This is a genomic window from Desulfovibrio sp. UIB00, from assembly GCF_022508225.1.
In the GTDB taxonomy this organism is placed as follows: domain Bacteria; phylum Desulfobacterota; class Desulfovibrionia; order Desulfovibrionales; family Desulfovibrionaceae; genus Desulfovibrio.
The window spans coordinates 38238-63065 of the sequence record NZ_JAETXJ010000002.1 but is presented as its reverse complement, the minus strand read 5'-3'; the positions used below and the strand labels follow the sequence as shown (position 1 = coordinate 63065).

Annotated in this window: 20 protein-coding genes; 12 read left to right on the top strand and 8 right to left on the bottom strand. The window is 58.9% G+C overall.

What is annotated here, in order from left to right; translation table 11 throughout:
• Positions 1-78: 78 nt before the first annotated feature.
• Positions 79-1074: an OmpA family protein gene (locus JMF94_RS03075; RefSeq protein WP_227118269.1), complete on the bottom strand. Its 996-nt coding sequence runs from the start codon at positions 1072-1074 to the stop codon at positions 79-81.
• Positions 1075-1389: 315 nt separating this feature from the next.
• On the opposite strand from JMF94_RS03075, the gene JMF94_RS03070 reads away from it, so the two are divergent.
• The 5 genes from JMF94_RS03070 to JMF94_RS03050 all read left to right on the top strand — a co-directional run bounded on the left by JMF94_RS03070 (position 1390) and on the right by JMF94_RS03050 (position 8246).
• Positions 1390-2352 (top strand): hypothetical protein, encoded by a 963-nt coding sequence (locus tag JMF94_RS03070; RefSeq protein WP_240823726.1) that lies wholly within the window; start codon positions 1390-1392, stop codon positions 2350-2352.
• A gap of 3 nt (positions 2353-2355) precedes the next feature.
• The gene (gene cbiD, locus JMF94_RS03065) at positions 2356-3675 is read left to right on the top strand and encodes a cobalt-precorrin-5B (C(1))-methyltransferase CbiD (protein ID WP_240823725.1); all 1320 of its coding nucleotides are present in this window, start codon (positions 2356-2358) and stop codon (positions 3673-3675) included.
• On the top strand, positions 3672-5633 hold the full coding sequence (gene cbiE / locus JMF94_RS03060) for a precorrin-6y C5,15-methyltransferase (decarboxylating) subunit CbiE (RefSeq protein ID WP_240823724.1): 1962 nt from the start codon (positions 3672-3674) through the stop codon (positions 5631-5633). Before cbiD ends, cbiE begins: the two co-directional genes overlap by 4 nt.
• Positions 5634-5636: 3 nt before the next feature.
• Positions 5637-6425, top strand: coding sequence for a precorrin-4 C(11)-methyltransferase (gene cobM / locus JMF94_RS03055; RefSeq protein ID WP_240823723.1), 789 nt, complete (start codon positions 5637-5639; stop codon positions 6423-6425).
• Between the two features lie 339 nt (positions 6426-6764).
• Positions 6765-8246 (top strand): aldehyde dehydrogenase family protein, encoded by a 1482-nt coding sequence (locus tag JMF94_RS03050; protein WP_240823722.1) that lies wholly within the window; start codon positions 6765-6767, stop codon positions 8244-8246.
• Positions 8247-8740: 494 nt separating this feature from the next.
• Here the strand turns inward: JMF94_RS03050 and JMF94_RS03045 are convergent, their stop codons facing one another.
• Complete coding sequence (locus JMF94_RS03045; protein WP_240823721.1) at positions 8741-9025, bottom strand: hypothetical protein; 285 nt, start codon at positions 9023-9025, stop codon at positions 8741-8743.
• A 298-nt stretch (positions 9026-9323) separates the two neighbouring features.
• On the opposite strand from JMF94_RS03045, the gene JMF94_RS03040 reads away from it, so the two are divergent.
• The 4 genes from JMF94_RS03040 to JMF94_RS03025 all read left to right on the top strand — a co-directional run bounded on the left by JMF94_RS03040 (position 9324) and on the right by JMF94_RS03025 (position 14199).
• Entirely contained in the window at positions 9324-10166 is an 843-nt protein-coding gene (locus JMF94_RS03040) for a sulfide/dihydroorotate dehydrogenase-like FAD/NAD-binding protein (protein WP_240823720.1), read from the top strand.
• On the top strand, positions 10156-11574 hold the full coding sequence (gltA, locus tag JMF94_RS03035; protein WP_240823719.1) for an NADPH-dependent glutamate synthase: 1419 nt from the start codon (positions 10156-10158) through the stop codon (positions 11572-11574). The genes JMF94_RS03040 and gltA overlap by 11 nt, the downstream gene beginning before the upstream one ends.
• Before the next feature lie 282 nt (positions 11575-11856).
• The gene (locus tag JMF94_RS03030; RefSeq protein WP_240823718.1) at positions 11857-12684 is read left to right on the top strand and encodes a histidinol-phosphatase; all 828 of its coding nucleotides are present in this window, start codon (positions 11857-11859) and stop codon (positions 12682-12684) included.
• Between the two features lie 33 nt (positions 12685-12717).
• Complete coding sequence (locus JMF94_RS03025) at positions 12718-14199, top strand: ATP-binding cassette domain-containing protein (protein ID WP_240823717.1); 1482 nt, start codon at positions 12718-12720, stop codon at positions 14197-14199.
• A 3-nt stretch (positions 14200-14202) separates the two neighbouring features.
• Here JMF94_RS03025 and JMF94_RS03020 read toward each other — a convergent pair whose 3' ends face one another.
• Positions 14203-14847, bottom strand: a complete 645-nt coding sequence (locus JMF94_RS03020; RefSeq protein ID WP_240823716.1) for a DedA family protein — start codon at positions 14845-14847, stop codon at positions 14203-14205.
• Between the two features lie 84 nt (positions 14848-14931).
• Here JMF94_RS03020 and JMF94_RS03015 point away from each other — a divergent pair, with 84 nt between their 5' ends.
• The 3 genes from JMF94_RS03015 (at position 14932) to JMF94_RS03005 (ending at position 17396) form a co-directional block, all read left to right on the top strand.
• Complete coding sequence (locus tag JMF94_RS03015; protein ID WP_240823715.1) at positions 14932-16056, top strand: dienelactone hydrolase family protein; 1125 nt, start codon at positions 14932-14934, stop codon at positions 16054-16056.
• A 129-nt stretch (positions 16057-16185) separates the two neighbouring features.
• Positions 16186-16752: a hypothetical protein gene (locus tag JMF94_RS03010; protein WP_240823714.1), complete on the top strand. Its 567-nt coding sequence runs from the start codon at positions 16186-16188 to the stop codon at positions 16750-16752.
• A gap of 239 nt (positions 16753-16991) precedes the next feature.
• A complete protein-coding gene (locus JMF94_RS03005) occupies positions 16992-17396 on the top strand; it encodes a hypothetical protein (protein ID WP_240823713.1) in 405 nt (134 codons plus the stop codon).
• Between the two features lie 341 nt (positions 17397-17737).
• On the opposite strand, the gene ldhH is transcribed toward JMF94_RS03005, so the two are convergent.
• The 5 genes from ldhH to JMF94_RS02980 form a co-directional block, all read right to left on the bottom strand.
• On the bottom strand, positions 17738-19888 hold the full coding sequence (gene ldhH, locus JMF94_RS03000) for an L-lactate dehydrogenase (quinone) large subunit LdhH (protein WP_192112291.1): 2151 nt from the start codon (positions 19886-19888) through the stop codon (positions 17738-17740).
• A 3-nt stretch (positions 19889-19891) separates the two neighbouring features.
• On the bottom strand, positions 19892-20518 hold the full coding sequence (locus JMF94_RS02995) for a lactate utilization protein (RefSeq protein WP_240823712.1): 627 nt from the start codon (positions 20516-20518) through the stop codon (positions 19892-19894).
• A 246-nt stretch (positions 20519-20764) separates the two neighbouring features.
• On the bottom strand, positions 20765-22060 hold the full coding sequence (locus JMF94_RS02990) for a (Fe-S)-binding protein (RefSeq protein WP_240823711.1): 1296 nt from the start codon (positions 22058-22060) through the stop codon (positions 20765-20767).
• Between the two features lie 120 nt (positions 22061-22180).
• The gene (locus JMF94_RS02985; protein ID WP_215647951.1) at positions 22181-23566 is read right to left on the bottom strand and encodes an FAD-linked oxidase C-terminal domain-containing protein; all 1386 of its coding nucleotides are present in this window, start codon (positions 23564-23566) and stop codon (positions 22181-22183) included.
• Positions 23567-24162: 596 nt separating this feature from the next.
• Positions 24163-24723 carry a cytochrome b/b6 domain-containing protein gene (locus JMF94_RS02980; RefSeq protein WP_240823710.1) on the bottom strand — a complete coding sequence of 187 codons (561 nt, stop codon included), beginning with the start codon at positions 24721-24723 and terminating at the stop codon, positions 24163-24165.
• Positions 24724-24828 lie beyond the last annotated feature (105 nt).

Genomic DNA, 24828 nt, shown 5'->3' with positions numbered 1-24828 from the left:
ATGCACCTCATAAAAAGCCGGGCGGCATACACCACCCGGCTTTTGCTTTAATTCGACTGACGCGAAGACGCTCCGAGATTACTCGAAGGACACTTCGGTGCGCCGATTCATGGCGCGACCTTCGTCGGTCTTGTTGTCATACTTGAAGGACTTGCCGCGGCCAATGGCTGTCATGCGGCTGGAGGGGATGCCCTGCTTCACGAGGTAGTTCTTCACGGAGCTGGCGCGTTCCTGCGAAAGCTTCATGTTGTAAGCATCGGAACCCACAAAGTCGGTCCAGCCGGAGAGAACAACGCGCTTGTTGGGGTTGTTCTTGATCAGGGTGGCGGCTTCGTTCAGGATGCCCATGGCCTTGCCGTCAAGAGCATAGGAATTGAAAGCGAAGTGCACGCCGCGCAGCACGATGACGTCTTCGTCCTTGCAGAACACGGAAAGCACAAAGCGTTCAACAGCGGCATCGCTGGTAGCCAGTTCTTCACCACGCACCACAACGGCGTTGGAGTTCAGGGCGCCAATCTTTTTGATGGTGGCTTCACCGTTGGGGGTGTCGGCCAGGGAGATCACATGCACAACCAGGTTACGCTGGCTGGCGTACATCTGGCTCACAACCTGCACGAGGTCGGTACCACGGTTGTTGTCGCCGTCGGTCACGAGGATCAGGGCGGCGTCGCGCTTCATGCTGGAGATGAAGGGTTCATACGCCTGCAGGCCGTTGCCCATGCTGGTCATGCGGCCAAAAATATCAAAGTTGCTGCTCAGCTTCTTGAGGCCAGCGGCCATGGCGGCGCGATCCCAAGGACCCTGGGCAATGATGGCGCCGTTGGGCGAAAGGGTGTGCAAGCCACCATTGTAGCTCAGAGCGGGGATAGCGGCATTGATGCGCGTAAGCACATTTTTGGCCACAACAATCTTGTCCTGCTTCAGCTTGTCGTTCTTCATCATCATGGAACCAGAATAGTCCACTACGAAGTCGAAGCTCTCAATTTTCTTGTTACAAGCCGGAGCGGCCGCAGCGGCCACGGCGTAGCTCAGAACAAGAGCGGCCGCAAGAGCAAGAAGACGAAACGATTTCATACTGCCTCCCAAACGTTGTTAGTGTCGTCGATTACCGTCAACAACAGTAAATCGCGGTGTGCCCGCCACGTTACCGGCTCACTCACAGCCATAGGCCTTGGAGACGGCAACTGCCTTTCACATACCCGCGTTTAGGAAAAACCGCAAGTTGTAAATAGGAAACACTCTTTCGCTTTTTCATCACAGTCCAAGTGCAACGCACATCCGATTATTTCCCTTTGGCAGCAAAAATCCGGCGGCTGACCCCGCTCTGCCGCCAGCGCTGGACAGCCCGCCGGGCCTGAGGCATACTTTGTCAAGAACCAAGGATTTTCCATGCCTGCACTGACTTTTTCCAAATGGAGCCCCGGGGGCAACACCACCCTGCTTTTTCCCGACGCTGGTCAGCGCCCGGCAGAACAGGCTCGTCTGGCGTCTTTGGCGCTGGATTCTTCCATGCTTGGGGGCGAACAGGCGGGATTTGTGAACCTGCCCCAGCGCAAACTGCGTATGGCGGGCGGTGAATTTTGCGTCAATGCCAGCCGCGCCGTGGGGGCCTTGCTGGCATACACTGCCCAATACTCAGGCCCGGAACAGGGTGTGCTGGATGGAATCGCCCCTCGCAGTGAACAAAGAAACGAAGCTGCTGCACCCGCAGAACACCCTGTCCGTTTTGATGAAATCCAGGTTTCCGGCTGGCAGACTCCTGTACGCCTGCGCACCCGAGGCTCTGCCCCGCTCTGGCAGGTGGAGGCTCTGCTGCGCCTCCCTGAATATTCCATTACTACTATAGAAAAAGGCGCGCATCTGGTGCGCCTGCCTGGCATCTGCCATCTGCTGCTTGGCGGGGCAACACACCCCCTGCCGGATGACTGCCATGCCGTGGCTGCCCAACTACGCCAGCAGCACGGCCTTGAGGCCGAACCTGCCGCAGGTGTCATCTGGTGGCGGGAATGCCAGGGTCTGCTGGACATGTTGCCCCTTGTGCATGTGCGCGACGCCGGAACAACATTTCTTGAAAATGCCTGCGGTTCCGGGGCACTGGCACTGGCCCTGTGCCTTGCGCGCGCAGGCACGCGCCGATCTTTTTCCATTATGCAGCCCGGCGGCTCGGCCCTGGACGTGCGGCTGTTTGCCGAAGGCGGCCTTGATATGGCTGGCATAGACGGCCCGGTGTCGCTTGTGGCCCGTGGCAAGGTCTGGCTGTCTGATCCAGCCGCCCGCCCCGGGTTGGCCTCAAATCCGGCTCCCGGCATGGCATCCAGCCTGACATCTGGTTTGTCCCCCACTTTGAGCTGACGCATGGCTGCAAAGCTTCGGGAAGGGTTCACTACAGGCAGCGCCGCCACGGGTGCAGCACTGGCCGCACTGCACCTGTTGCGCACGGGCACAGCCCCGGATGCAATCCGGGTGCCCCTGCCCCCTTTTGGGGCTGGTCAGGGCAGACTTGATCCGTGCAAAAACGCTGACTGTCTGCCTGAGCCTCGGGGCTGGCTGCGCCTGAATATTGAAAGCTGCGCCGCAGGGCCTGCGCCGGAACTGGGTGCGGTATGGTCCGCTGCCGAAGCCAACGCCGCAAGCGGGCTGGCCGATCCGCCGCCACCGGATATCATTGCCATTGCCCACGCCAGCATAATCAAGGACGGCGGCGATGACCCTGACGCCACCTCAGGCGCGCGCATTACAGCCACGGTGGTGGAAAGCGCGCTGCCCACCATACCTCGCCCAGCCAACCAGTTCGAGGATGCAGCATGGCATACGCCCTCCCATGATGCCGTGGGGACATCCCCCGACACAGCAGTTGCATACCCCGACCACATCATTATAAAGGGAGGGCCGGGGGTGGGGCGAGTCACCCTGCCCGGTCTGCCCGTCCCCATTGGTCAGGCTGCTGTCAACCCGGTGCCGCGTCAGCAGATAACCTTTGCGCTGCAAGCCCAGGAGCAGGAGTACGCCGCAGCCCTTCGAAACCGCACCCGGCTGACGGTATTTGTCAGCGTACCTGATGGCGCGCGGCTGGCGCACCAGACCTTCAATCCCAGATTGGGCATTGAAGGCGGCATTTCCATATTGGGAACCCAGGGCACGGTGCGTCCGTTCAGCCATGATGCGTGGAAGGCCACAATTGAGCAGGGGCTTGCCGTGGCCCGCGCCACAGGCTGCCAATGTGCTTGTCTTACCACGGGAAGGCGCTCTGAACGGCTGCTTATGGAGCGCTACCCCGACCTGCAGGAACGGTGCTTTGTGCAGGTGGCGGATTTTGCGCAATTCTCACTGCAAGCTGTGGGGAGCATGCCGTTTGAGCGGATTATCTGGGGCTGTTTTTTTGGCAAACTGGTCAAACTTGCCCAAGGGCATACATACACTCATGCCAAGGATTCCACGCTGGACATGCAGGCCCTTGGACGACTTGCCAGCGAGGCTGGCGCTACCTGCGCGGATGCCATCACCCGCTGCGTAACTGCGGCTCACGCACTGGAACTGCTGCTGGCAGACAACGCAGGGGCCGAGACCATCAAACGGGTGGCGCAGCAGGCGGCGCGCACAGCACAACTTTTTGCAGGACGCCCCGTGAGCTTGCACCTTTTTCACACTGACGGCAGGGAATTATTGGCGTTATGAAACAACAGGTCTCACTGCCCGGCTTTGCCGTGCCAACCCATACGCCCGACACCCCGACACGGGACGATGACGCAACCAACGCCGTTCAGGCCGAGGCCCTTGCCGCTGGCCCGCTGGAGACTCCCGGCGAACATCCAGATGAACATGCTGCCGAATTGCCGGAGTTTCCTGCTGATGACGCCCCGGTAGTTGCCCCCAATATCTGCGCCTTTGCAGAACTCGCCACTCCGCACTGTGACGCGCCGATTAACGCTGATAAAGCACAGTGTTCCTCTGACAATGCGGATACCGAAACGGCACATGCGGACGCATCAGGCAGGGACGAACCCCTCCTTATGGATTCCGCTCCCGCAAACGCGGATGAAGCCCCTGCCACGCCCGCAGAGTTGCCAGCCGAAGCCGCTGCAACAGCAGCAACCACACTTGCCGCCAATATCACACAGGCCGCTCCTGCCCCCCCCGCCGCTGCGCCCGCCAGCCCTGCCGTTGCGGGCACGTCAGAGCAGGACGACTGGCCGCCCATGTCGGAAATGTTGCAGTCATTCTTTGTTTTTGAACCAACGACTGTCGCGCCGGAACCCATCACGGTCATGGGCCTCGACTGCGCACGCCCGCGCGGCCTGGCAGGTTTGGCTGAAGCCCAGCGCCAGCTGGCGGAGCAAGCCGATGTGATCTGCGCCGGGCGCATGCTGCTGGAGGAATTTTCCGGCAGCAGTCTGGACTCCAGCAACGGAGCAACTGGGGACGCAACCCGTGACGCAGACGGGAATTCAACAGAAAACCAGCCCGCAGGCGATCAGGAGGACTCTCCCGCAGCAGGACCCGCCCTCAAGGCGCGCCTACTGCCCCTGACCACGCCTCTGGAGCCTTTGCTCACCCGCCTCAGCCAGTTGCGGGCCGCAGGGGAGCGTGTGCTTGTGCTGGCAGACGGCGACCCCCTGCTGTTTGGCATTGGCGCGACCCTGGTACGCCGCATGGGGGCAGATGCCGTGCGCCTGCTGCCCGCTGTCAGTTCTCTGCAGCAGGCTTGCGCGCGCCTTTCCCTGCCGTGGCACAAGGTTATCTGCCTCTCCCTGCACGGACGCGATGATTTGCGCCCCCTCAACGTGGCCTGCGGCAAGAATGCGCCGCTCTGCATCCTTACTGATGCGCGCATGTCGCCCGATGTACTCGCCCGCCATCTGCTTGACCGTGGGGTGGACTGGTTTGATGCCCATATTTTTGAGCGCATGGGCGCAGCCGATGAATGCGTCAGCCATTTGAGCATGGCCGATGCCGCCGGGCGCGAATTTGGCCCGGCCTGCACAATGGTGCTGATACCCATGGCTCCGGCCCGCCGCCCGCACCTTGGGCTTGACGCCGACCAGCTCGCGGTTGACCGAGGGCTCATCAGCAAAAAGCCCGTCCGCGCTGCCGCACTGGCGCTGCTGCGCATTGAAGCCGGGCACGTGGTGTGGGATCTCGGTTCCGGCTCGGGTGCGGTGGCCCTTGAAGCTTCCGTGCTGGCGCACGAGGGGCGTGTGATCGCGGTGGAACGCTCTGCCGGGCGCGCCATGGGCATTCAGGAAAACCGCCGCCGCTTTGGTGCGGCCAATGTGGAAGTACGCCTCGGGCAAGCCCCCGAATGCTTGCCCGGCCTGCCTGATCCGCAGCGAGTGTTCATCGGCGGCGGCCTTTCCGGCGATGACGGGGATGACATCTTGGGGCATGTATGCCTGCGTTTGCCCGTGGGGGGCCGCGTGGTGGTCAGTTGCGTGCTTCTGGACAGTTTCAGCCTGTGCCGTCGCTTTTTTGAAGACATGGGCTGGCCTGTGGAAATTCTGCAAATCAGCGCAGCTGAAGGCAAGAGCCTTGGCGGTGATGTTCATTTGGCGGCCATGAACCCCGTATTTTTGCTTGCCGCCCAAAAACCCGCGCCTGCTCCCATTCAGTCCGGCGCACAGCCCGAAGGCAGGTAGCGCATGGACAGCGCGCAACAGACCGGGATGACGCCCGGCATCGTTACATTTGTGGGCGCAGGGCCAGGCGATCCAGATCTCATGACCATCAAGGGGCGCAATGCCATTGAGCAGGCCGCCCTTGTGCTCTATGCGGGTTCGCTGGTGCCGCGCGAGGTAGTGGCCTGCGCCGCGCCCAACGCCATGGTTGTGGATTCCGCCCCGCTGAACCTTGAGCAGTGCCATGCGCTGGTGCGGGCAACTGCGCTGGAGGGCCGCTCCGTGGCCCGCGTGCATACGGGCGACCCATCCCTGTACGGTGCGTTGCGCGAGCAGGCCGCCCTGCTGGATGCGGACGGCATCCCCTGGCGTGTGGTGCCGGGCGTTACCGCCGCCTGCGCTGCGGCGGCTGCGGCGGGCATTACCTTTACCGTGCCGGAAGTAACCCAGAGCCTCATTATCAGCCGCCTTGAGGGCCGTACCCCGGTGCCGGCGCGTGAGCATCTTCACCTGCTGGCCCAGCATGGGGCCTCCATGGCCGTCTATCTTTCCGCAGCGTCGGCTCAGGCCCTTCAGGACGAGCTCTTGCGCAGCCTGCCGTCAGAAACCCAGGTTTTTTGCGCCCATATGGTCAGTTGGCCCGAGGAGCAGCTGCACTGGACAACGCTGGGCGAGCTGGCCCAGTGCATAACCCGCCACAACCTCACCCGACAGACAGTTTTTCTTGTGCTGCCCGCAGAAAGCCGCGAGGGCGCGCCCTCACGCCTGTATGCCGCCGACTTTTCGCACGGTTACCGCGCAGCAAAAAGCTGATTTTATTCCAACATATCGCCTTTACTATGGGATTTAGGCCGGGTGCTTTCACACATCCTGCCTGAATCCCATATTTTTTTTAAGCAAGCCATCCTGATACGCAATATTATCGTGACACATTTGCAATATAAGCCAGTATTGCTTTATTTACTACGCAACAAGCAGATTTTGTAGTGTTGAATGATTATATAAATATAGTTTTAAATTGTATTTTTTTTCACAATGTGCATTAAATCATGTCAGCATGAACAAAAATCTACTATTCAATATGGATTTGCAATCCATATATCTATCTTATTGTCCTTCAGACAATCATGGTTTTAAAAAAAGGAGTGATTCATGAACAAACCGGACATTCAGGATTCGTACTCCCTTTTCATCGACGGCCAGTGGAGACAGGCCTCCGACGGCGGCACGTTTGAAACGTTCTGCCCCGCCAATGGCGAGTGCCTGGCAACCTGCGCCGAAGCCACCAAGGAAGACGTGGACGCAGCAGTGGCGGCTGCCAACAAGGCATGGGACAGCTGGAAAAAGATCGACCCCATTGAACGGGCCAATATGCTGCTGAAAATTGCAGATATTATTGATGCCAACAAAGAACACCTTGCCATGGTGGAAACCCTGGACAACGGCAAGCCCATCCGGGAAACCATGAATGTGGACGTTCCCTTTGCCGCCGACCACTTCCGCTACTTTGCCGGGGTGGTGCGCGCTGATGAAGGCACCGCAGTCATGCTGGACGAAAACACCATGTCCCTGGTGTTTCGCGAACCGATCGGCGTTGTGGGCCAGATTGTGCCGTGGAACTTCCCCTTCCTCATGGCTGCCTGGAAGCTGGCCCCCGTGCTTGCCGCCGGGTGCTGCACCGTGTTCAAGCCTTCCAACCACACTTCGCTTTCCGTGCTTGAACTGGCGCGGCTTATTGCCGACGTGCTGCCCAAGGGGGTGTTCAACGTCATCACCGGGCGCGGCTCACGCTCCGGCCAGTTCATGCTTGAGCACCCTGGCTTCCGCAAGCTTGCTTTCACCGGATCAACAGAAGTTGGCCGTCAGGTGGGCCTTGCAGCGGCAAAACGCTTTATCCCCTCCACCCTTGAGCTGGGCGGCAAATCGGCCAATATCTACTTTCCCGATTGTCAGTGGGATCTGGCCATGGACGGCCTGCAAATGGGCATTCTGTTCAATCAGGGGCAGGTATGCTGCGCCGGGTCGCGCGTCTTTGTGCATGAGGATATTTACGACCAGTTTGTGGCAGAAGCCGTGGAACGCTTCAACCGCGTCAAGGTTGGCCTGCCGTGGGATCCCGCAACACAGATGGGTTCGCAGATTTACGAATCGCACCTCAAGGCCATTCAGCTCTGCATTGAACAGGCCAAGGCGGAGGGCGCCACCGTGCTCTGCGGCGGCAAGCGCATCACAGATGGCGAGCTTGCCAAGGGCTGCTTCATGCGTCCTACCCTGCTTGGCAACGTCACCAACAACATGCGCGTGGCGCAGGACGAAATCTTCGGCCCCGTGGCGGTCATCATCAAGTTCAGGACGGAAGAAGAAGTTGTGTCCATGGCCAACGACAGCCCCTACGGTCTGGGCGGCGCGGTCTGGACGCGCGACATCAACAGGGCCATGCGCATAAGCCGCGCCGTTGAAACGGGCCGCATGTGGGTGAATACCTACAACAGCATTCCGGCTGGCGCTCCCTTTGGCGGGCACAAGGAGTCGGGCATCGGGCGTGAAACGCACAAGGTCATCCTTGAGCACTACACCCAGCAGAAAAATATTCTTATCAATCTGTCGGAAAAACCCACGGGATTCTATCCCTAGCAGCAAGCGCACATGCAGCAAACGCCCTGGCTGTTGCCGACGTATCAGAACGGCCCCGGAAGGGGCCGTTCTCTCTAGCGGGTGGGCTTGGGAAACCCCGCAAAAACGCGAGAGGCGGAGGCCCCACGCCCCCGCTACAAGCTCACAGCGCCGAGCTGTGCTCGGCTAAAGGCACGAAAAGTTTTCGCTTGCGGTGCGGCAAAGCCGCAACCGGCTCAACCTTTTCGGTGCTGCCCCTGCCCGGCAGCACGAGAGGCGGGCCGTCGCTGACTGAAGATAGTTGCGGCGCGTAAAACGCGAGAGGCGGAGGCCCCACGCCCCCGCCTCTCTATGAGTGGAGAATTCGTCATGGATTGCGGACTGCCATGCCCCCTATCATGTCACGGAAAAGTGATGCTAGTGGTTTGTGTTCTGCAATGCACTGTTAATGTTGCATTGGGAACGCATGGGCGTTCTGCATCCGGGCAGGAGTTCAACGTAGAAGTCCGTCCGGTTTATTGTTCGGGCGCGTCAGGGACACGCCGCACAAGAGCCAGGGCCAGCAAGGCCGGAGACATCCTGGGCATCTGGGCAGGTCTGCGCAGCTGCCGCCGCACAAAACCCGCCATGTCCAAAGCCATATCCGCGTCAGTCAAAGCCGAGCGGCATGCCTTTTTGTTTTCTTCCAGAACTGCAAGATACCGCTCAACCAGCCTCAGATCACGATTCTGTGATGGATTATCGGCCAATTCAGGCGGCGAGGCTCCCAACTGGAAAACGTCACCGATGTGTTGCGACATGACCATTCCTCCATGAATGGATCACTTGCTTCCTTGCAAAGGGGTTGGCCCTGTCCGCCTCCTTGTTTGGTTTTATACCGTCTCCCCTTCCCCACTCGTCAAGATTTTTATCGGAACATTAGGCCAGATCTTTAGGGTAGGTCTAAAAAAAAGGCCCATTGCATGCCCATAAACGCAAAGTAAAAGCGGAGAACAAATTATATCAGTCATGTAAAAGAGATACGATAAAACTGTTACTTGCAAGTAATTTCGATCGCAGCTACCATGCAGCAACTCAGATGCCTGACGAGGAGAACCTATGCCAACACCTATATTGCACAAGGAAAGCCTGATCCCGGGCAAAACCAGCAAACTGGTGCTCCACGCGCCGCAAATCGCGCAAAAAGCGCGCCCCGGCCACTTCGTCATGCTGCGCATGAGCGAACAGGGCGAGCGCATTCCGCTGACCATTGCAGATACTGACCGGGAAAACGGCACCATTACCATAGTGTATCTGGTTATGGGCAAGAGTACGGCCATGCTTGAAGCACTCGGCGTTGGAGATGCCATTCTTGACGTCTGCGGCCCCCTGGGCCACCCCACCCATATTGAAAAACGCGGTACGGTCGTATGCGTGGGCGGTGGCACCGGTATTGCCGCCATGCACCACATCGCCAAGGGCCATGCCCGCATCGGCAACAAGGTTGTGGGCGTTATAGGCGCTCGCAGCAAAGATCTGCTGCTCTTTGAATACGAGCTCAAATCCTTTGTGGATGAACTGCTTGTTTCCACTGACGATGGCAGCTACGGCCACAAGGGCCTTGTTACCGAGCTTCTGCGCGACCGGCTTGAAAAAGACAAGGACGTGTTTGAAGTCGTGGCCGTCGGCCCCGTGCCCATGATGGCCGCCGTGGCTGAAACCACGCGCCCCTTTGGCGTCAAGACCACGGTCAGCCTCAACCCCATCATGGTTGACGGCATTGGCATGTGCGGCGCCTGCCGCGTCACCGTTGGCGGCAAAACCAAGTTCGCCTGTGTGGACGGCCCCGAATTTGACGGTCACGAAGTGGATTTTCCCGAACTGCGCCGCCGCCTGGCCGCCTACCGGGAGCAGGAAACCATTTCCATTGAAGAATACCGGAGAGTCAGCCATGGAGAATAGCAAGCCCAAAAAGACCGTGGCTCCCCGTGTGGACATGCCCTGCCAGCCCGCAAAAGTGCGCCGCGCCAATTTTGAAGAAGTCGCCCTTGGCTACACCAAGGAAATGGCACAGACCGAGGCCAGCCGCTGCCTTCAGTGCAAAAAGCCCCTGTGCGTGTCGGGCTGTCCTGTAGAAGTGCCCATCCGCGACTTTATCCATCAGGTTGCCGAGGGCAACATGGATGCCGCCTACCGCATCATCAAGACCACCAACAGCCTGCCCGCCGTGTGCGGTCGCGTGTGCCCCCAGGAGCACCAGTGCGAAGGAAAGTGCGTGCTCAAGGCCAAGGGGCAGCCCGTGGCCATTGGCCGTCTTGAACGCTTTGTGGCAGACACGTATATCGCCACAACAGCCTGTGAGCAGGTGACCGGCACCAATGCCTGCGCCCTGCCCCTGGGAGCCAAAAAGGTGGCCTGCATCGGCTCCGGCCCTTCGTCCCTGACCTGTGCTGGCGTGTGCGCCACCGCAGGCATCAAGGTTGATGTGTTTGAAGCCCTGCACGAACCCGGCGGCGTGCTTATTTACGGCATCCCTGCCTTCCGCCTGCCCAAGACCGTGGTAGCCACGGAAATCAACGGCCTGCGTCAGGCCGGTGTGGATTTCCACCTCAATTCCGTGGGTGGCCGCACCATTGATATTGACGACCTGCGCAAGGAGTACGACGCCATTTTCATCGGCGTCGGCGCTGGCCTGCCCGTCTTTTTGGGCGTTCCCGGCGAAAATCTGGTGGGCGTGTTCTCCGCTAACGAATACCTCACCCGCGTCAACCTTGGCCGCGCCTACAACTTCCCCTCGCAGGACACACCGGCCTACCCCGGCAAGCATGTTACCGTGTTTGGCGCGGGCAACGTGGCCATGGACGCAGCGCGCACAGCACTGCGCATGGGCGCGGAAAGCGTGCATGTGGTCTATCGCCGCACAAGGGCCGAAATGCCCGCCCGTCTGGAAGAGCTGGAACATGCGGAGGAAGAAGGCGTGCAGTTTGCCATGCTTTCCGCTCCGTTGCGCTTCAACGGCGATGCGGAAATGCGCCTTCAGTCCGTAACCCTGCAGCGTATGGAACTGGGCGAACCCGATGCTTCTGGTCGCCGCCGGCCTGTGCCTGTGGAAGGCTCGGAATACGATCTGCCCACCGACCTTGCCATTGTGGCTCTGGGCACCCGTTCCAACCCCATCCTCCTTGAGGCTACCCCTGAGCTCAAACTGAACAAGTGGGGCTACATCGAGGCCGATGAGGCCACTGGCGAAACCTCCATTCCCAACGTCTTTGCGGGCGGCGACATCGTCACCGGCGCGGCCACGGTCATTCTGGCCATGGGCGCAGGGCGCAAGGCCGGACAGGAAATAGTCAAAAGAATCGCAGGCTGATTGCAGCCCGGCATCTGATAAAAGGGGGGGCCTCCGCTGGAGGCTCCCTTTTTTTCATGACCATTCATAAAGAAGGCAACAACTCAGCCTGTCCATTTGCTCCGGCTTGCCAGACCGGCTGTTCACGGTCATACTCAAACCAGAGTTCACACCAGCATCAGACCTGCCGCCCCCTGCGCCAATACGGCAGGCCCTTTTATATCGACAACATCCCCTTTCAGGGGCCGGAATGTCATTCTCCGGCGGGCCAAGGGCGCGGCCCGGCATATCAGGAAAATCAGCATGATTCTCGCAGACCTGCACACGCACACCAAGTATTCGCACGGCGGCAACACTCCGGCAGAGATGTACGCTGCCGCCCAGGCCAAGGGGCTAGAGTACATGGGTTTTACCGAGCATTCACCCCGGCCCGTGGGCTTTGACTACACCCACGAATACCGCGAGCAGCTGACCCGCCACCTGCCGGACTACGAGCGCGAGGTCTGCGCCCTCAAGGCCGCCAACCTTAATGGCCCCTGCCGCGTTTTGTTCGGCATGGAAATGGACTGGCTTGAAGGACAGGAGGACTACACCCGGGCCTCCTGCGCCGCCTTTGACTTTGATTACCTGCTGGGGAGCGTACATTTTATCGGTCACTGGGGCTTTGACGATGGCGCTGAACCGTGGAAAGCCTTTTCGCAGGAAGAATGCGAAAAGCAGTATCAGGCTTATTTTGAAGCATGGGAACGCATGATCCTATCCGGCCTGTTCAACATTGCCGCGCACCCTGACCTCATCAAGATTTTCTCTGTGGAGCAGTTCCACATCTGGCTGGCAAAGCCGGAAAGCATGGCGCTGGTGCAGCGCGGCCTCGCCGCCCTGCAACGCATGGGCATGAGCATGGAGATATCTTCCGCTGGTCTGCGCAAGGCCTGCCGCGAAATTTACCCCGCGCCCCCCATCATGCTCATGGCCGCGCAAATGGGCCTGCCCGTGAGTTTTGCCTCAGATGCGCACGGCACCGATGATGTGGGCTATGGCTTTGCCCGGCTGGCCTCCTACGCGCGCGCCTTTGGCTTTGCCGAGTACACCATCTTTAATCGGGGCCAGCGGATCGTGCTGCCCCTGTAAAACGGCGCATGCCTTTGACACCACGGATCACGTATGTCCGAAATTATCGTATCCATTGATGACGTAAGTCTTTTCCTGCCCGGCGATGCCAGCCAGAAGCATGTGCTGCACAACATCAACTGGCAGGTGCGGCGCGGCGCGCACTGCGCGCTCATTGGCCCCAATGGCTCGGGCAAGTCCACCCTGCTGCGGCTCATGCGCGGCGAGCTGTGGCCCGCCCACGGGCGCATCCAGTGGCACGGGCCTGACGGCCCGGAAGACTCCCCACTGGCGGGCAGGGGCATGACAAGCCTTGTCTCTCCTGCGCAGCAGGAAAACTATCAGCGGCAGGCCTGGGATCTCACAGGCCGCGACCTGCTGCTCACAGGCTTTGAGGATACCCCGCTGGTCTATGCTGACAGCACAGCCTACAGGCGTCAGGCTGTGGAAGACATGGCCGCACGCCTTGATGCCGAAGGCCTGCTTGAACGGACTGTACCCACATTTTCGCAAGGGCAGCTGCGCCTTTTGTTACTCGGACGCGCCCTCTTGCGCGCCCCCACCCTGCTGCTGCTTGACGAGTGCGATGAAGGCCTTGACGAACGCTATCGTCAGATTTTCTTTGAGACTCTCGGCGAATACGCCAGCCGCTGCACGGTTGTGATGACAGCGCACCGCGCCGCCAATATTCCCGACTGGTGCGCAGGCCGCCGTTATGTGCGTAATGGCCGCCTGCTCACAGCGCCGCCTGCATCTGAGTCCGGTGAAGAAGCGCCGAAGATGCCGCAGAACGACAATGCCTCCGGAGTTGCGGAGCACGTACTCAACGGCGGACACGCCATGCTTGATCTGGATAATGTCACCGTATTCATTGATCGGCAGGAAGTGCTGCGCGACATCAGCTGGTGCATGCATCAGGGCGAAAACTGGCGCATCACCGGGGCCAACGGCTCGGGCAAATCCACCTTGCTGCGTTTGCTGGCAGGTGATGAATTTGTTGCCGCCGGGGGCAGATTTGACCGATGGCTGCCCGGTCAGGGCGGGCAGGTGGACACCCTTGAAGCCCTGCGCAAGGGAGTACGCCTTGTGTCCGATCTTTCTCAGGCTCTGTACGGCTATTCCCTTAATGCGCTTGATATGGTTTGCACAGGCTTTGACAACAGCATCGGCGTATACCGCCGCTTTTCTGATGCCGAGCGGGCCGAGGCCGCAAACCGCATGGCCCAGATGTTCCCCGATGAAAGCACCGAGGGGCTGAAGCAGCTTGGGCGGCAATCCATCCGCCATTTGTCCACAGGGCAGTTGCGCCGCCTGTTTCTGGCGCGCGCCCTGGTGGGCGGGCCGGATATCCTGCTGCTGGACGAACCCTGCTCCGGCCTGGATGCGCCAAGCCGTGCCCAATACCTGCATTTGCTGGATCAGCTTGCCCTGCAGGGCGTCCAGATGGTGTTTGTGTCCCACCATAATGAAGACGCCCCCCTGTGCATCAACAGGGAGGCGCATATGGAAGGCGGACGCCTGCGTGTAGTGCTGTAGGGCCTAATCCTTGCCCTTCCCAAACTTGGAGCGCGCTACTTCAATAGCCACAGGCAGTACGGAAACAATGATGATGCCGTAAACAATCAGGCTGAAGTTCTGTCGCGCCCATTCCAGGTTGCCCAGAAAGTACCCGGCGGAAACCAGCCCGCCCACCCAGAGCACGCAGCCGGTGATGTTGAACAGAAAAAACGTGGGCGGATGCATCAGGGCAATGCCCGCCACAAAGGGCGCAAAGGTGCGCACTATGGGCACAAATCGGGCCAGCACAATAGCCTTGCCGCCGTGCCGCTCATAAAAATCGTGCGCCTTGATCAGGTGGGATTTTTTGATAAGGCGGTTCTCGCGCGAGAAAATGGTCGGGCCCACATGCCGCCCGATAAAGTAATTCACCGCATCGCCCAGTATCCCTGCCGCCAGCAGTACGCCCATCACTTCGCCATAACCCAGCAATCCGGCCCCGGCCACCACGCCGGAGGCAAACAGCAGGGAATCGCCTGGCAGGAAGGGGGTTACCACAAGACCTGTTTCGCAAAAAACAATGACGAACAGTATGGCGTAAAGCCACAATCCGTACTGATTGGCAAGTTCAAACAAATGCACGTCTATGTGCAGAATAAAACTGACAAAACTGCTCAGTAGTTCCATAAAGGCTGATCTCCCTCATCGGGCGCATTGGCGCGCCTTCGGTCTGCTCTTGTACCCCAAGGCCGCTTGTGGCACAACACAGCCATGCGCGTACTCACCACTATAGCTGTCCTTGCCCTGCTCCTGTTCGCTCCTGCCGCCAATGCCGCCGACACCTATATGGTCGGTTTCAGAACGCTTGGCCAGTGGTCGCCGGAAACAGGCCTGCGCCTGGATGTGAATGTGTGGTATCCATCATCGCGCCCGCCGCGTGATCTCAACTATGCACCGTGGGAGATTTCCGCCTCCCGAGCAGGCAAGGCTGTGGACGGGCGTTTTCCTCTGCTTCTGCTCTCGCACGATACCGCAGGGACGCGTTTCTCCTATCATGATACCGCCGCATGGCTGGCATCGCTGGGTTTTGTGGTGGCTGCCCCCAATCACCCTGGCGACAACATGGACAACATGGACAATCTGCTGACATGGCAGCAGCTTGAAAACCGTGCGCATGAACTTTCTGGCAGCATTGACCTGCTCCTGCATGATCCGGAAGTGGAGCCCAGCATTGACGCTTCGCGCATCGGAGCAATCGGCTTTGGCGTTGGCGGCGCGGCGGCTCTGCTGCTGGGCGGCGCGCTGCCGGACTGCGAGGGCTGGGCCAGCTATTGCTCGCGCACAGCTCCTAACGACATGTATTGCAATACCTGGGCTCGCGAGCGCATGGAATCGCTGTGCAAAAACCTGCCGCTCACACGCAGCCTCGCCGACACGCGCATCCGCGCCATTGCGGCGGTGGCGCCCGGTTTTGGCATGTTGTTTTCGCGCCAGTCGTTCCACTGGTTCTACCCGCCGCTGCTGATTATGGCCGCGCCCAACGACAGCCTGAACAACCCGGCCCTGCATGCGCGGCGCATATTTGAGCTTATGGATAAAAAGCCCCGCTGGCTGAGCCTGCCGCAAGCCGACACCGGCGCGCTCATGGCGCCCTGCCCCGAATCTCTGGCAATGGAACTGCCGGAGCTGTGCCGCTCGGTCACGGAAGAAACACGCGGGGCAATCCACAGACGCATGACCGAATCCTTGGGCGATTTTTTTCTGCACTACCTCGGCAATGCCCAGAATCTGCCCCAGATTCCGCCGCCGCCCGACCTGACGCCGCAGCCGCAAAAGGCAGCGCCAGAGCCAGCTACGCAGCCTGCGTCAAAATCCAAAAAGCGCCGCCCCGGCTAGGCTTGTAAAGGCAGATTACATGCGCCTTTTCAGCCGCCTTGACAATTGCCGCACGGCTCACTAAAGGGTGTGGCATGGCGGTAGGATCATACCGTAACATGCAAATTTCCCTATCCGGAACAGGATAATATGCGGAACACAATTTATTTGTTCTGTTTTTTACTGGCTGCCCTAGTCCCCGCAACCGCCTGGAGCACCGACAGTCAGGGTTTGCCAGAACAGCAAGGCTGGGTGGTCATGCCAGCTGGCGCGCGCCCAGCCTACTTTGGCATACACGGCGGCACCATGCCCGTCAGCCTGCTTGTTTATGGCGACGGATCTTCGCTCGTGACCTTTGTTGGCCGCACCGGCAACGACTTTATCGATGTGCTGCGCAGGGCCGAAATCTCCATGCCAAGCCTGCTCAACGCCACCTCGCAGCGCTCGGCGGCTGGAAAAAACGTCTCGCCTTCGGCCAACGCCACCGCAGTGCTCATGGCTGGTTCTTCTTCCAGCAGCCTTCCGGTGTTCAATGTCAGCGGCGAAAGGCTTTCGCACATGGATGTTCCGCCCGGACAGCTTCAACCCTTTGGGCTTTCCGACAAGGCGCTGTCTATCGAAGGCGAAGTAACAGCCCCCCAGCGGTTGTCCACTGTGAAGCAGTATCGCCTGCTTTTTCAGCCGCAGTATCTGCAACCACGGCGCAACCAGCGTTAGCCTAATTGCAAAAAACAATTTTTACTTTTAACAAAAAAATCAAAAAAACTTTTTTATTGTTCAAACAGCCCATTGAGCAAACAAGTTAAATAATTTTAGCTTCAAACGCTGTTTTTTAAAATTGTTTTTGCGACTGCCCGCCCGGTACAAGAGCGGGCTTTTTTTTCGCCTGCTTGATTTGAATGTTTATAGAAGATAAACTATCTTTAAGCAGAACATTTTGTCTCAGGAGACAAGCTATGCCGCTTTCAGATCATTTGGAACTTATGCAGCGCCTCTGTGCCAAAGCAGGACAGGATCATGAGTGCCCATTCGAAAAGCACTTTCGTTCTGGCTTCATGTCACTCAAGGAATTCAGCACGGACTATGATGCCATAGTTGACGAGCACAACCCCTTTTATCAGGAATTTACAAAATACCTGAAGCAGGATGCCCTGGAGACTGACGATCTTTTTTCGCTCTTTGAATGTCTGGTGATCTTCATCCGCATGCGCCAGATGGCACGTCCAGGCCTTGAGCTCAGCCTCAGGGAACAGAGCGTGCTGGACTATTTTGAATCGTGCGGTGAGTGGGCGTCACGTGACGATACGCTCGTGAGCAACTGGTACTGGAAGCAACTTCCAGCTAAGCAGCGCAGCCATTAGCGAAACAGTATTCCACAAAGGATTATCCAGACATATCCACCAGACCGCTCAATGCGCAAAGGCCGCCCTGCAATGCTGGGCGGCCTTTTCAACATATGTGCTGCCTCGCCCTGGGCACTATGGGAACACGCCGGGAATGAGCAGACGCAGCACTGTGCGCTAATCTACGATGCCACAAGGGATGAAAAGAATGCGGCGCAGGGCTTCGCCTGCTAATGCCGCTCAATGTGGCAAAAAAATAGGTTTCGGCCCTCCCCACAGTGGAGAACCGAAACCTTCCCTCAACTTTCCTGCGGATGAAGAGCCTCAGCTCTCCACCCGCAGGAAGATGTTTCGTTGGATTACTTTTTCAGATTTTCAGCCAGAAGTTCGGCAATATGATCGACCTTTATCTTGAGGCCCTGCTTTTCAGCACCACCACGGATCTGCATGACGCAGCCGGGGCAGTCCACCACCAGGCGGTCAGCGCCGGTGGCCTTCATGTTGGCGATCTTCTTGTCCAGCAACTGGGCGGAGATTTCGGGGAACTTCACAGAGTAGCTGCCGCCAAAGCCGCAGCACACTTCTTCTTCCTCGCAAGGCACGTATTCCGCCGCATCACCGATAAGGTCGCGGGGGGCCTTTTTGACGCCCAGGCCACGGCACAGGTGGCACGAGGCATGGTAGGTGACCTTCTGCGCGGACTTGTTGAAGTCCTCGGCCTTGAGGCCCAGCACGTCATGCACGAAAGAGCTGAAGTCGATGATCTTGGCCGCAAAGGCCTGAGCTTCCACCGTGGAGAAATCCTGATCCAGGATTTCAGGGTAGTGGTGCTTGAGATGACCGGCGCAGCTGGCGCACAGCGTGATGATGTAGTCGTAGTTGCCGCCACGGAATGCGGCAATGTTCTGCTTGGCCACATCCATGGAGGTTTTGCGCTGGCCCATCATTTCGAGGGGCAGGCCGCAGCAGGACTGTTCCATGGGGAAGTCCACAGCCACGTTCTTGGCGGCCAGGATCTTCACGCAGGCTTCCAGTTCTTCAGGGTAGATGAAGTCCTGGGCGCAACCGCTGAAGATAGCAACGCGGAAGGTGGGGTTCTGCACCTTGGGAGCCAGTTCGGGCCAACGGTCACGGAAGGACTTGTTGGCGATGGCAGGCAGAGCCTTGAAGTTGTGCTTGCCAAGGAAGACGGCAGGCAGATGGCGCTGGAACTGCGCGCCGCGCGTGAAGGGCTTCTGGGCGAAGCTGGCGAACTTGAGCAGCTTGTGGAACAGCTTGCGGTTCTTCATCACAGCGGAAAGCAGGTTGGCTTCGATGGGCGCGCCCTGTTCCACGTTGAGACGCGAGCGCACTTCGCGGATAAGACGCGGCAGGTCAATGCCGCCAGCGCACACATTGGCGCACGATTCGCAGCCCATGCAGTTCTGGCTGAGAATACGCGCACGATCCTTGCCGTGGAAGAAGTAGGTAAGGATCAGGCCGATGGCGCCAATGTAAATGTAGCCCATCTTGTGGCCGCCCACGAGGCGGTACACAGGGCAGACGTTGGCGCAAGCGCCGCAGCGCACACAGCGGAACACCTGCGAGAACAGGGGATCCTTGGCGATTTCGGTACGACCGTTATCAAGAAAGATAACGTGCAGGATCTTTTTGTCGTCGGCATTGGCTGCGCAGGGGCCTGCGCCGCACATCCAGGTGACATAGGAGGTAAGGCGCTGGGCGGTGGCGTTGCGGGGCAGAACCTGAAGAGCCACCAGGGCATCGTCCAGCTTGGCAACGAGCTTGTCCAGACCGGCAATGGCAACATGCACACGCGGCAGGGTCGTAACCATGCGGGCGTTGCCTTCGTTGGTCACGGTAGAGATGGCGCCGTTTTCGGCCACTGCAAAGTTACAGCCGCTCACGCCCATATCGGCGGCGATGAACTTGCGGCGCAACTGCACGCGGGCCACCTTGACCAGACGCTGCACGTCAGAATCCTGCTTGACGCCGGTGGCCTTGGTGAAGTCGTCCGCCACCTGATAACGCGAAAGGTGGATGGCGGGCATAACCATGTGCGAAGGACCTTCGTGGCGCAGCTGGATGATCCATTCGCCAAGGTCGGTTTCGTCCACGATCAGGCCATTGCCTTCCAACGCGGTGTTCAGGCCGATTTCTTCGGCGGTCATGGACTTGGACTTGACCACCTTTTTCACTTTGTTTTCTTTGGCGATGCGCACGATCATGTCGTTGGCTTCGGCAGCTGTGGCGGCACGGTGCACGTGCACGCCGCGCTTTTCAGCCTCGGCCTTGAACTGAGCGTACAGCTCGTCCATGTGCTGACAGGCGTAGTCCTTGGCGTCGGCGATCTGTTTGATCAGCGCCTTCTCGTCCACTTCCTTGAACACGGCTTCGCGGTTGGCGCGGTAGGCCACGGCAAAGGTATCAAGGGTACGACGCAGAAATTCGTCGTTCAGGGCTTCGTCCAGTTCCTTATGATATCCCGATGAGCTCTTGAGGGCGTCATGCATGGGTTAGTCCTCCAGCAGAATGATATGCAGTTCCAGCGGCCCATGCACGCCCACGGCAGCCACGCGCTCAATGTCGGCGGTACGGCTGGGGCCAGTCACCAGGGTGGTGTACGTGGCAGTACCTTCGTTCATGCGCTCGCGCAGCAACTGGGCTATGGAGGGCAGATCGGGGTAGATGGTGGACTTGCGCAGCATCAGCACGGAAACTTCCGAGATCATGCCCGTAAGGCGCACGTCTTCACTGTCGGTATTGAGCAGGCAGGTGCCACTGGCGGCAACGCCAAGTTCGGCGGTGGAAACGCCCACGTCAATACCGGCAAGATAGTTGCGCAGCCCTTCGCGGATGCACAGAAAACCTTTTTCTTCACAGGCAGCTGCCAGCGCGGCAAAGTCGGCGTCGCCAAGCTGGGGCGCTGCCACCACACGCTGCACGCGCGTGGGAACCTTATTGGGGCCAAGGGGGCCTTGTTCCGTGCCGGGTTCGTCAGCCAAAAGCTCTGCGGGAGCCTTGTTGGCGCAAACGTCCACAACATACTGCAAGGCGGCTGCCATGTTGGGCACTTCCTGCACTACGGCGGTAACAGCCGCAGCCTTGGCGGAAAAGGCTTCTACCAATTCCTGATGTGTCATAAACAACTCCTTTTTCAAAACACGCCGGGTTCTTGAACCATGCAGCTTCGCCGCGAAAAGTAGTGTGCAGAGGGCCGGATTCACCCGCTGCCATTGTTTGCGCTCATATTCCTGCGAACGGCGTAACACGCCCATAGCTTCAGAAACAAAACCCCACGGCTCTTCTTCAGATGGGCATTCTGGCAGAATAACCGCCGGGTTGATAAACGCGGCGGAGGAACCACAGTCCCCCGCCGCGCTCACATGTTACTTCAGGCTTTCAGCGTACAACTCCACAGTGTGCTTGACGCGCACGGAGTCGTGGTTGTGCGAAAGCACGTCCTCAAGCTGCATCATGCAGGCAGGGCAACCGGCGGCCACAATCTTGGCTCCGGAGGCTACCACATTGTTGCGCTTGCGCTGGCCGATCTTGCGCGAATAGTCGTAGTGGAAGAGGTTGAACGATCCGCCGCAGCCGCAGCAGCGGTCAGCTTCGGCCATTTCCGTAATCTTGTAGGCCGGGTTGGCCGCAACAACGGAACGGGGCTGGCTGACAACGCCAAGCGACTTCTTGAGGTGGCAAGAATCGTGGTAGGTCACGCTGACGGCGTTATCCTGAGCCTGCTCGGCGGGCTGCACCTTGAGCACATCCACCAGGAAGGCATTGATGTCCATGGCCTTGGCGGCCAGTTCTTCAATCTTGTGCTTTTCGGCAGAACCAAGACGGTGCGCGTAGCGGGGCCACAGTTCCTTGACCGTGGAGGTGCAGGAACCGCAGGGGCTGAGAATATAGTCGAAGTCGCCGTTTTTGAGGGCTTCCACGTTCACGCGCATCTGCTCCACCATGCCCTTGGCATCGCCGGACGAAAGCGCCGGAATACCACAGCAGGTGAGGTTTTTGGGCATGAACACGGCCACGTTGTGATAACGCAGCACCTTCAGGCAGGCTTCTGCCATATCGGTGTACATTTTGTCGCCCACGCAGCCGGGGAAGAACGCCACCTTGAGCCCGCCAGCACGGCGGGGTTCGTCAAGCGCGCCGTAACGGGCGTGCAGAGGCGTTTTTGCCAGGGGGTGAATGTGGCGGTCGCCCAGCATGAAGTTGAGCAGAGGCGCGCACACGGTACCCTGCGCGTCGTTGCTCGAGCCAAAGATAAGGCCCTGCATGGGCGCGCCAACGCGCATGGCGAAGTTGAAGAGGCCAGGCTTGGTCAGAAGAGACCGGAAGATCATCTTCTTGACCGGGTGCAGGCCGATAAACTCGTTTACGATTTCACGGGCTTCCATGAAGACGTCCATAATCTGGACGCCGGGCGGGCAGGACGCCTGGCAGGAACCGCACAAAAGGCAGCGGCCCAGTTTTTCGGCCACAGCCGCAGGGTCCTGAATCATCTCATGGGCCAGGTTGTCAATAAGGGCCAGCTTGCCGCGAGCCACGTCAGCTTCCATACCGGTGGCGCCGAACATGGGGCACACGGCCTGGCACATGCCGCATTTCATGCAGGCAGTGATCCTGTCGTCCAGGGCCATAAGGCGCTGGGCCAGTTCGTGCATAGTACTCATGAAACGCTCCTGGAGCGGTTGAATTTTTGCTCTTGCCCGGTAGCGCCCGCACAGGGCGGGCAGCCCCCGGAAAAGACGGGGGCCAAAAGACCCCGCCTCTGCAATGCCGGAGCGAACTACTTAGATGCCCACCAGCTTGGTGGAGTTAAGCAGTCCCTTGGGGTCAAGAGCCCGGCGCAGCCGCTGCGAGAACAGAATGGTGCCGCGTGAGGTTTCCTTTTCCATCCACTTGGACTTGGCGGTGCCGATGCCGTGTTCGCCGGAGAGCGTACCCTTCAGCTTGATAGCCGTGTCGAACATTTCGTCGATGGCTTCTTCCACGCGCTTGAATTCGTCGGCGTCGCGCTTGTCGCACAGGAAGGTGGGATGCAGGTTGCCGTCGCCAGCGTGACCAAAGGTGCCCACTTCAAGGCGGTACTTGGCCGCGATGTCGTTGACGGCCTTGACCATGGCGGGGATCTGCGAACGCGGCACGGTGGCGTCTTCAAGCACGGTGGTGGGCCGGGCGCGGGCCAGCACGGGCAGAGCCATGCGGCGGGCTTCCCACAGCTTGAACTTTTCGGCGGCGTCCTTGGGCACGTGCACGGCGGTGGCGTGGTTGGCCTTCAGCACCTTTTCAACGGCTTCGGCATCGTCAGCAACCTGGGCGGGATGGCCGTCCACTTCGATGAGCAGGATGGCGCCCGCTTCGCGCGGCAGACCAGCCTTGGTGAAGTCGTCAACGCGCACAATGGTGTTGTTGTCGAGGAATTCGAGAGTACAGGGCACAACGTGGGCGGCAATGATGCCAGCCACGGCGTCGGCGGCGTCCTGCACGTCAGAGAACACTGCCATCAGAGCCTTGGAGGCCTTTGGCGGCGGCACGAGCTTGAGAATGGCTTCAGAAATAACGCCCAGCGTGCCTTCAGACTGCACCATCATGCCGGCGAGGTTGTAACCGGTAACGCACTTGACCGTGCGCGAACCGGATTTGACCACTTCGCCCGTGGCGTCGAAAAATTCGATGCCCATGAGGTAATCCTTGGTAACGCCGTACTTGAGGCCGCGCAGGCCGCCAGCGTTTTCAGCAATGTTGCCCGCGAGGGTGGACACTGCCTGAGAACCCGGATCGGGGGGGTAGAAAAGATTTTTCTTGGCAACCGTAGCCGCAAATTCAGCAGTAATGACGCCCGGTTCCACCACAGCGTAGAGGTCGTCAGAATTGATTTCAATAATGCGGTTAAGGCCGGTGGTCAGAATGACCACAGTCTCGGACTTGTCCGGAATGGTGCCGCCGGAAAGGTTGGTTCCCGCGCCGCGCACGGTCATGGGGATACCGTTGTCATACAGTTTTTTCACACACTGGCCGAGCTGTTCCTTGGTAGTGGGGCGCACCACCAAAGAAGGCATGACCGGCGGCAACACCGCAGAATCATACGAATAGCTCATGCGGTCGGCTTCGGAACTGAACACGTTTTCCTTGCCGATCATGTCTTCAAAATCCTTAATCAACGCCTGGCTTGCCATAAGGCCTCCTTAAAAGTCCGTCATGAACGTCTTTATGGTAAGGCACAGACCTCGCGCCCCTTGCGCGGGCCTGACAGATTTGGATTCCCATACGGTTGTTTGAACAGTCGGTCAACTTTTTTACGAGAATGAAGACGTATAGCGTTGTTTGACAAGTTTGCAAAGGGCACGAGCCAAAAAACTTTGGTATCACAGTCTGACATTATCGCAAAAAAACTTGCCTACTGTCGTTGCAACCATACCGGGGCAATGCGATCTGCATCATTGCAATTCAAATCGTTTTAAACAGTTAAGCCTTATACGCGGTATTGTGAAGACGCAGTGCACACAAAGTTTCCTGCCGTTTGACGGGAAGAAGCACATAAAAAAATCTGCGGCTGTCATGAAAAAAGATATTCCGTGTTCTCCCAACGGATGGCAAAACTCAAGCAGTGAGGAGACGTGAAAAGGACGGCCCATTGCCCGGCAGACATGCCGGAATCAGGCGATTGTGAGGATGTGACGGCGTAGCGCGCGCCACCACAAAAAAATTACTGCTGCCAACAGATGCCGTCAACGGCGGACACCAGCGGATATACCCGATCAGGCAGATTTTGTTAGTTTGCCTGAGGCTTTTTTGCTGCGGCCTGCTTCCAAAAGAAAAAATGCCCCAGAGCCATGCCGCCATGCCCAACGGCATAGGCAAGCAAAAGCCATACAAAGGTGCTGTGCAGGCTTGCCGCAGTGTGCGACACATCACCCATCTGCCACGAGCGGAACCACCACAGGCCCGTGAGCAAGGTCATGCTCAAGGCTCCCATGCCAAGGCCCTGCACAACACAGGCAAGCCCCTTGGGGCGCGGCGCGATAATCAGCTTGCCGCCGCGTATGGCCGCAACGTCTTTGCAAAGTTGATCCATGTCGCCCCACAGATAGGGAAAGTAGTGGCGCGGCCCACGCATGCCAAGCCCACAGGCCACTAGGCCAAATCCCAGCACGCACAATACAAGGCCCAGAATCATGTGGATTGTGCCAAGGCCAAAAAGTTGCGTCAGCACCTGCACCATTATCAGGCAGACCACCAGCGCGTGCAAAAAACGCAGCACCGGGGGCTGAAAAAATCCGAGAAACTTCCACAGCAAACCCAACTGGGTTTTCAGCATTTCACCCAAGCCCATGGCGTCGCTCCCTGTTTTGCAACTTTTCAAGAACGGCGGCGCAACGGCGCGCCTGTGGCTTCAATCCCGCAAAAAACAAGCGCCGCCCCAAGGGGCGGCGCAACA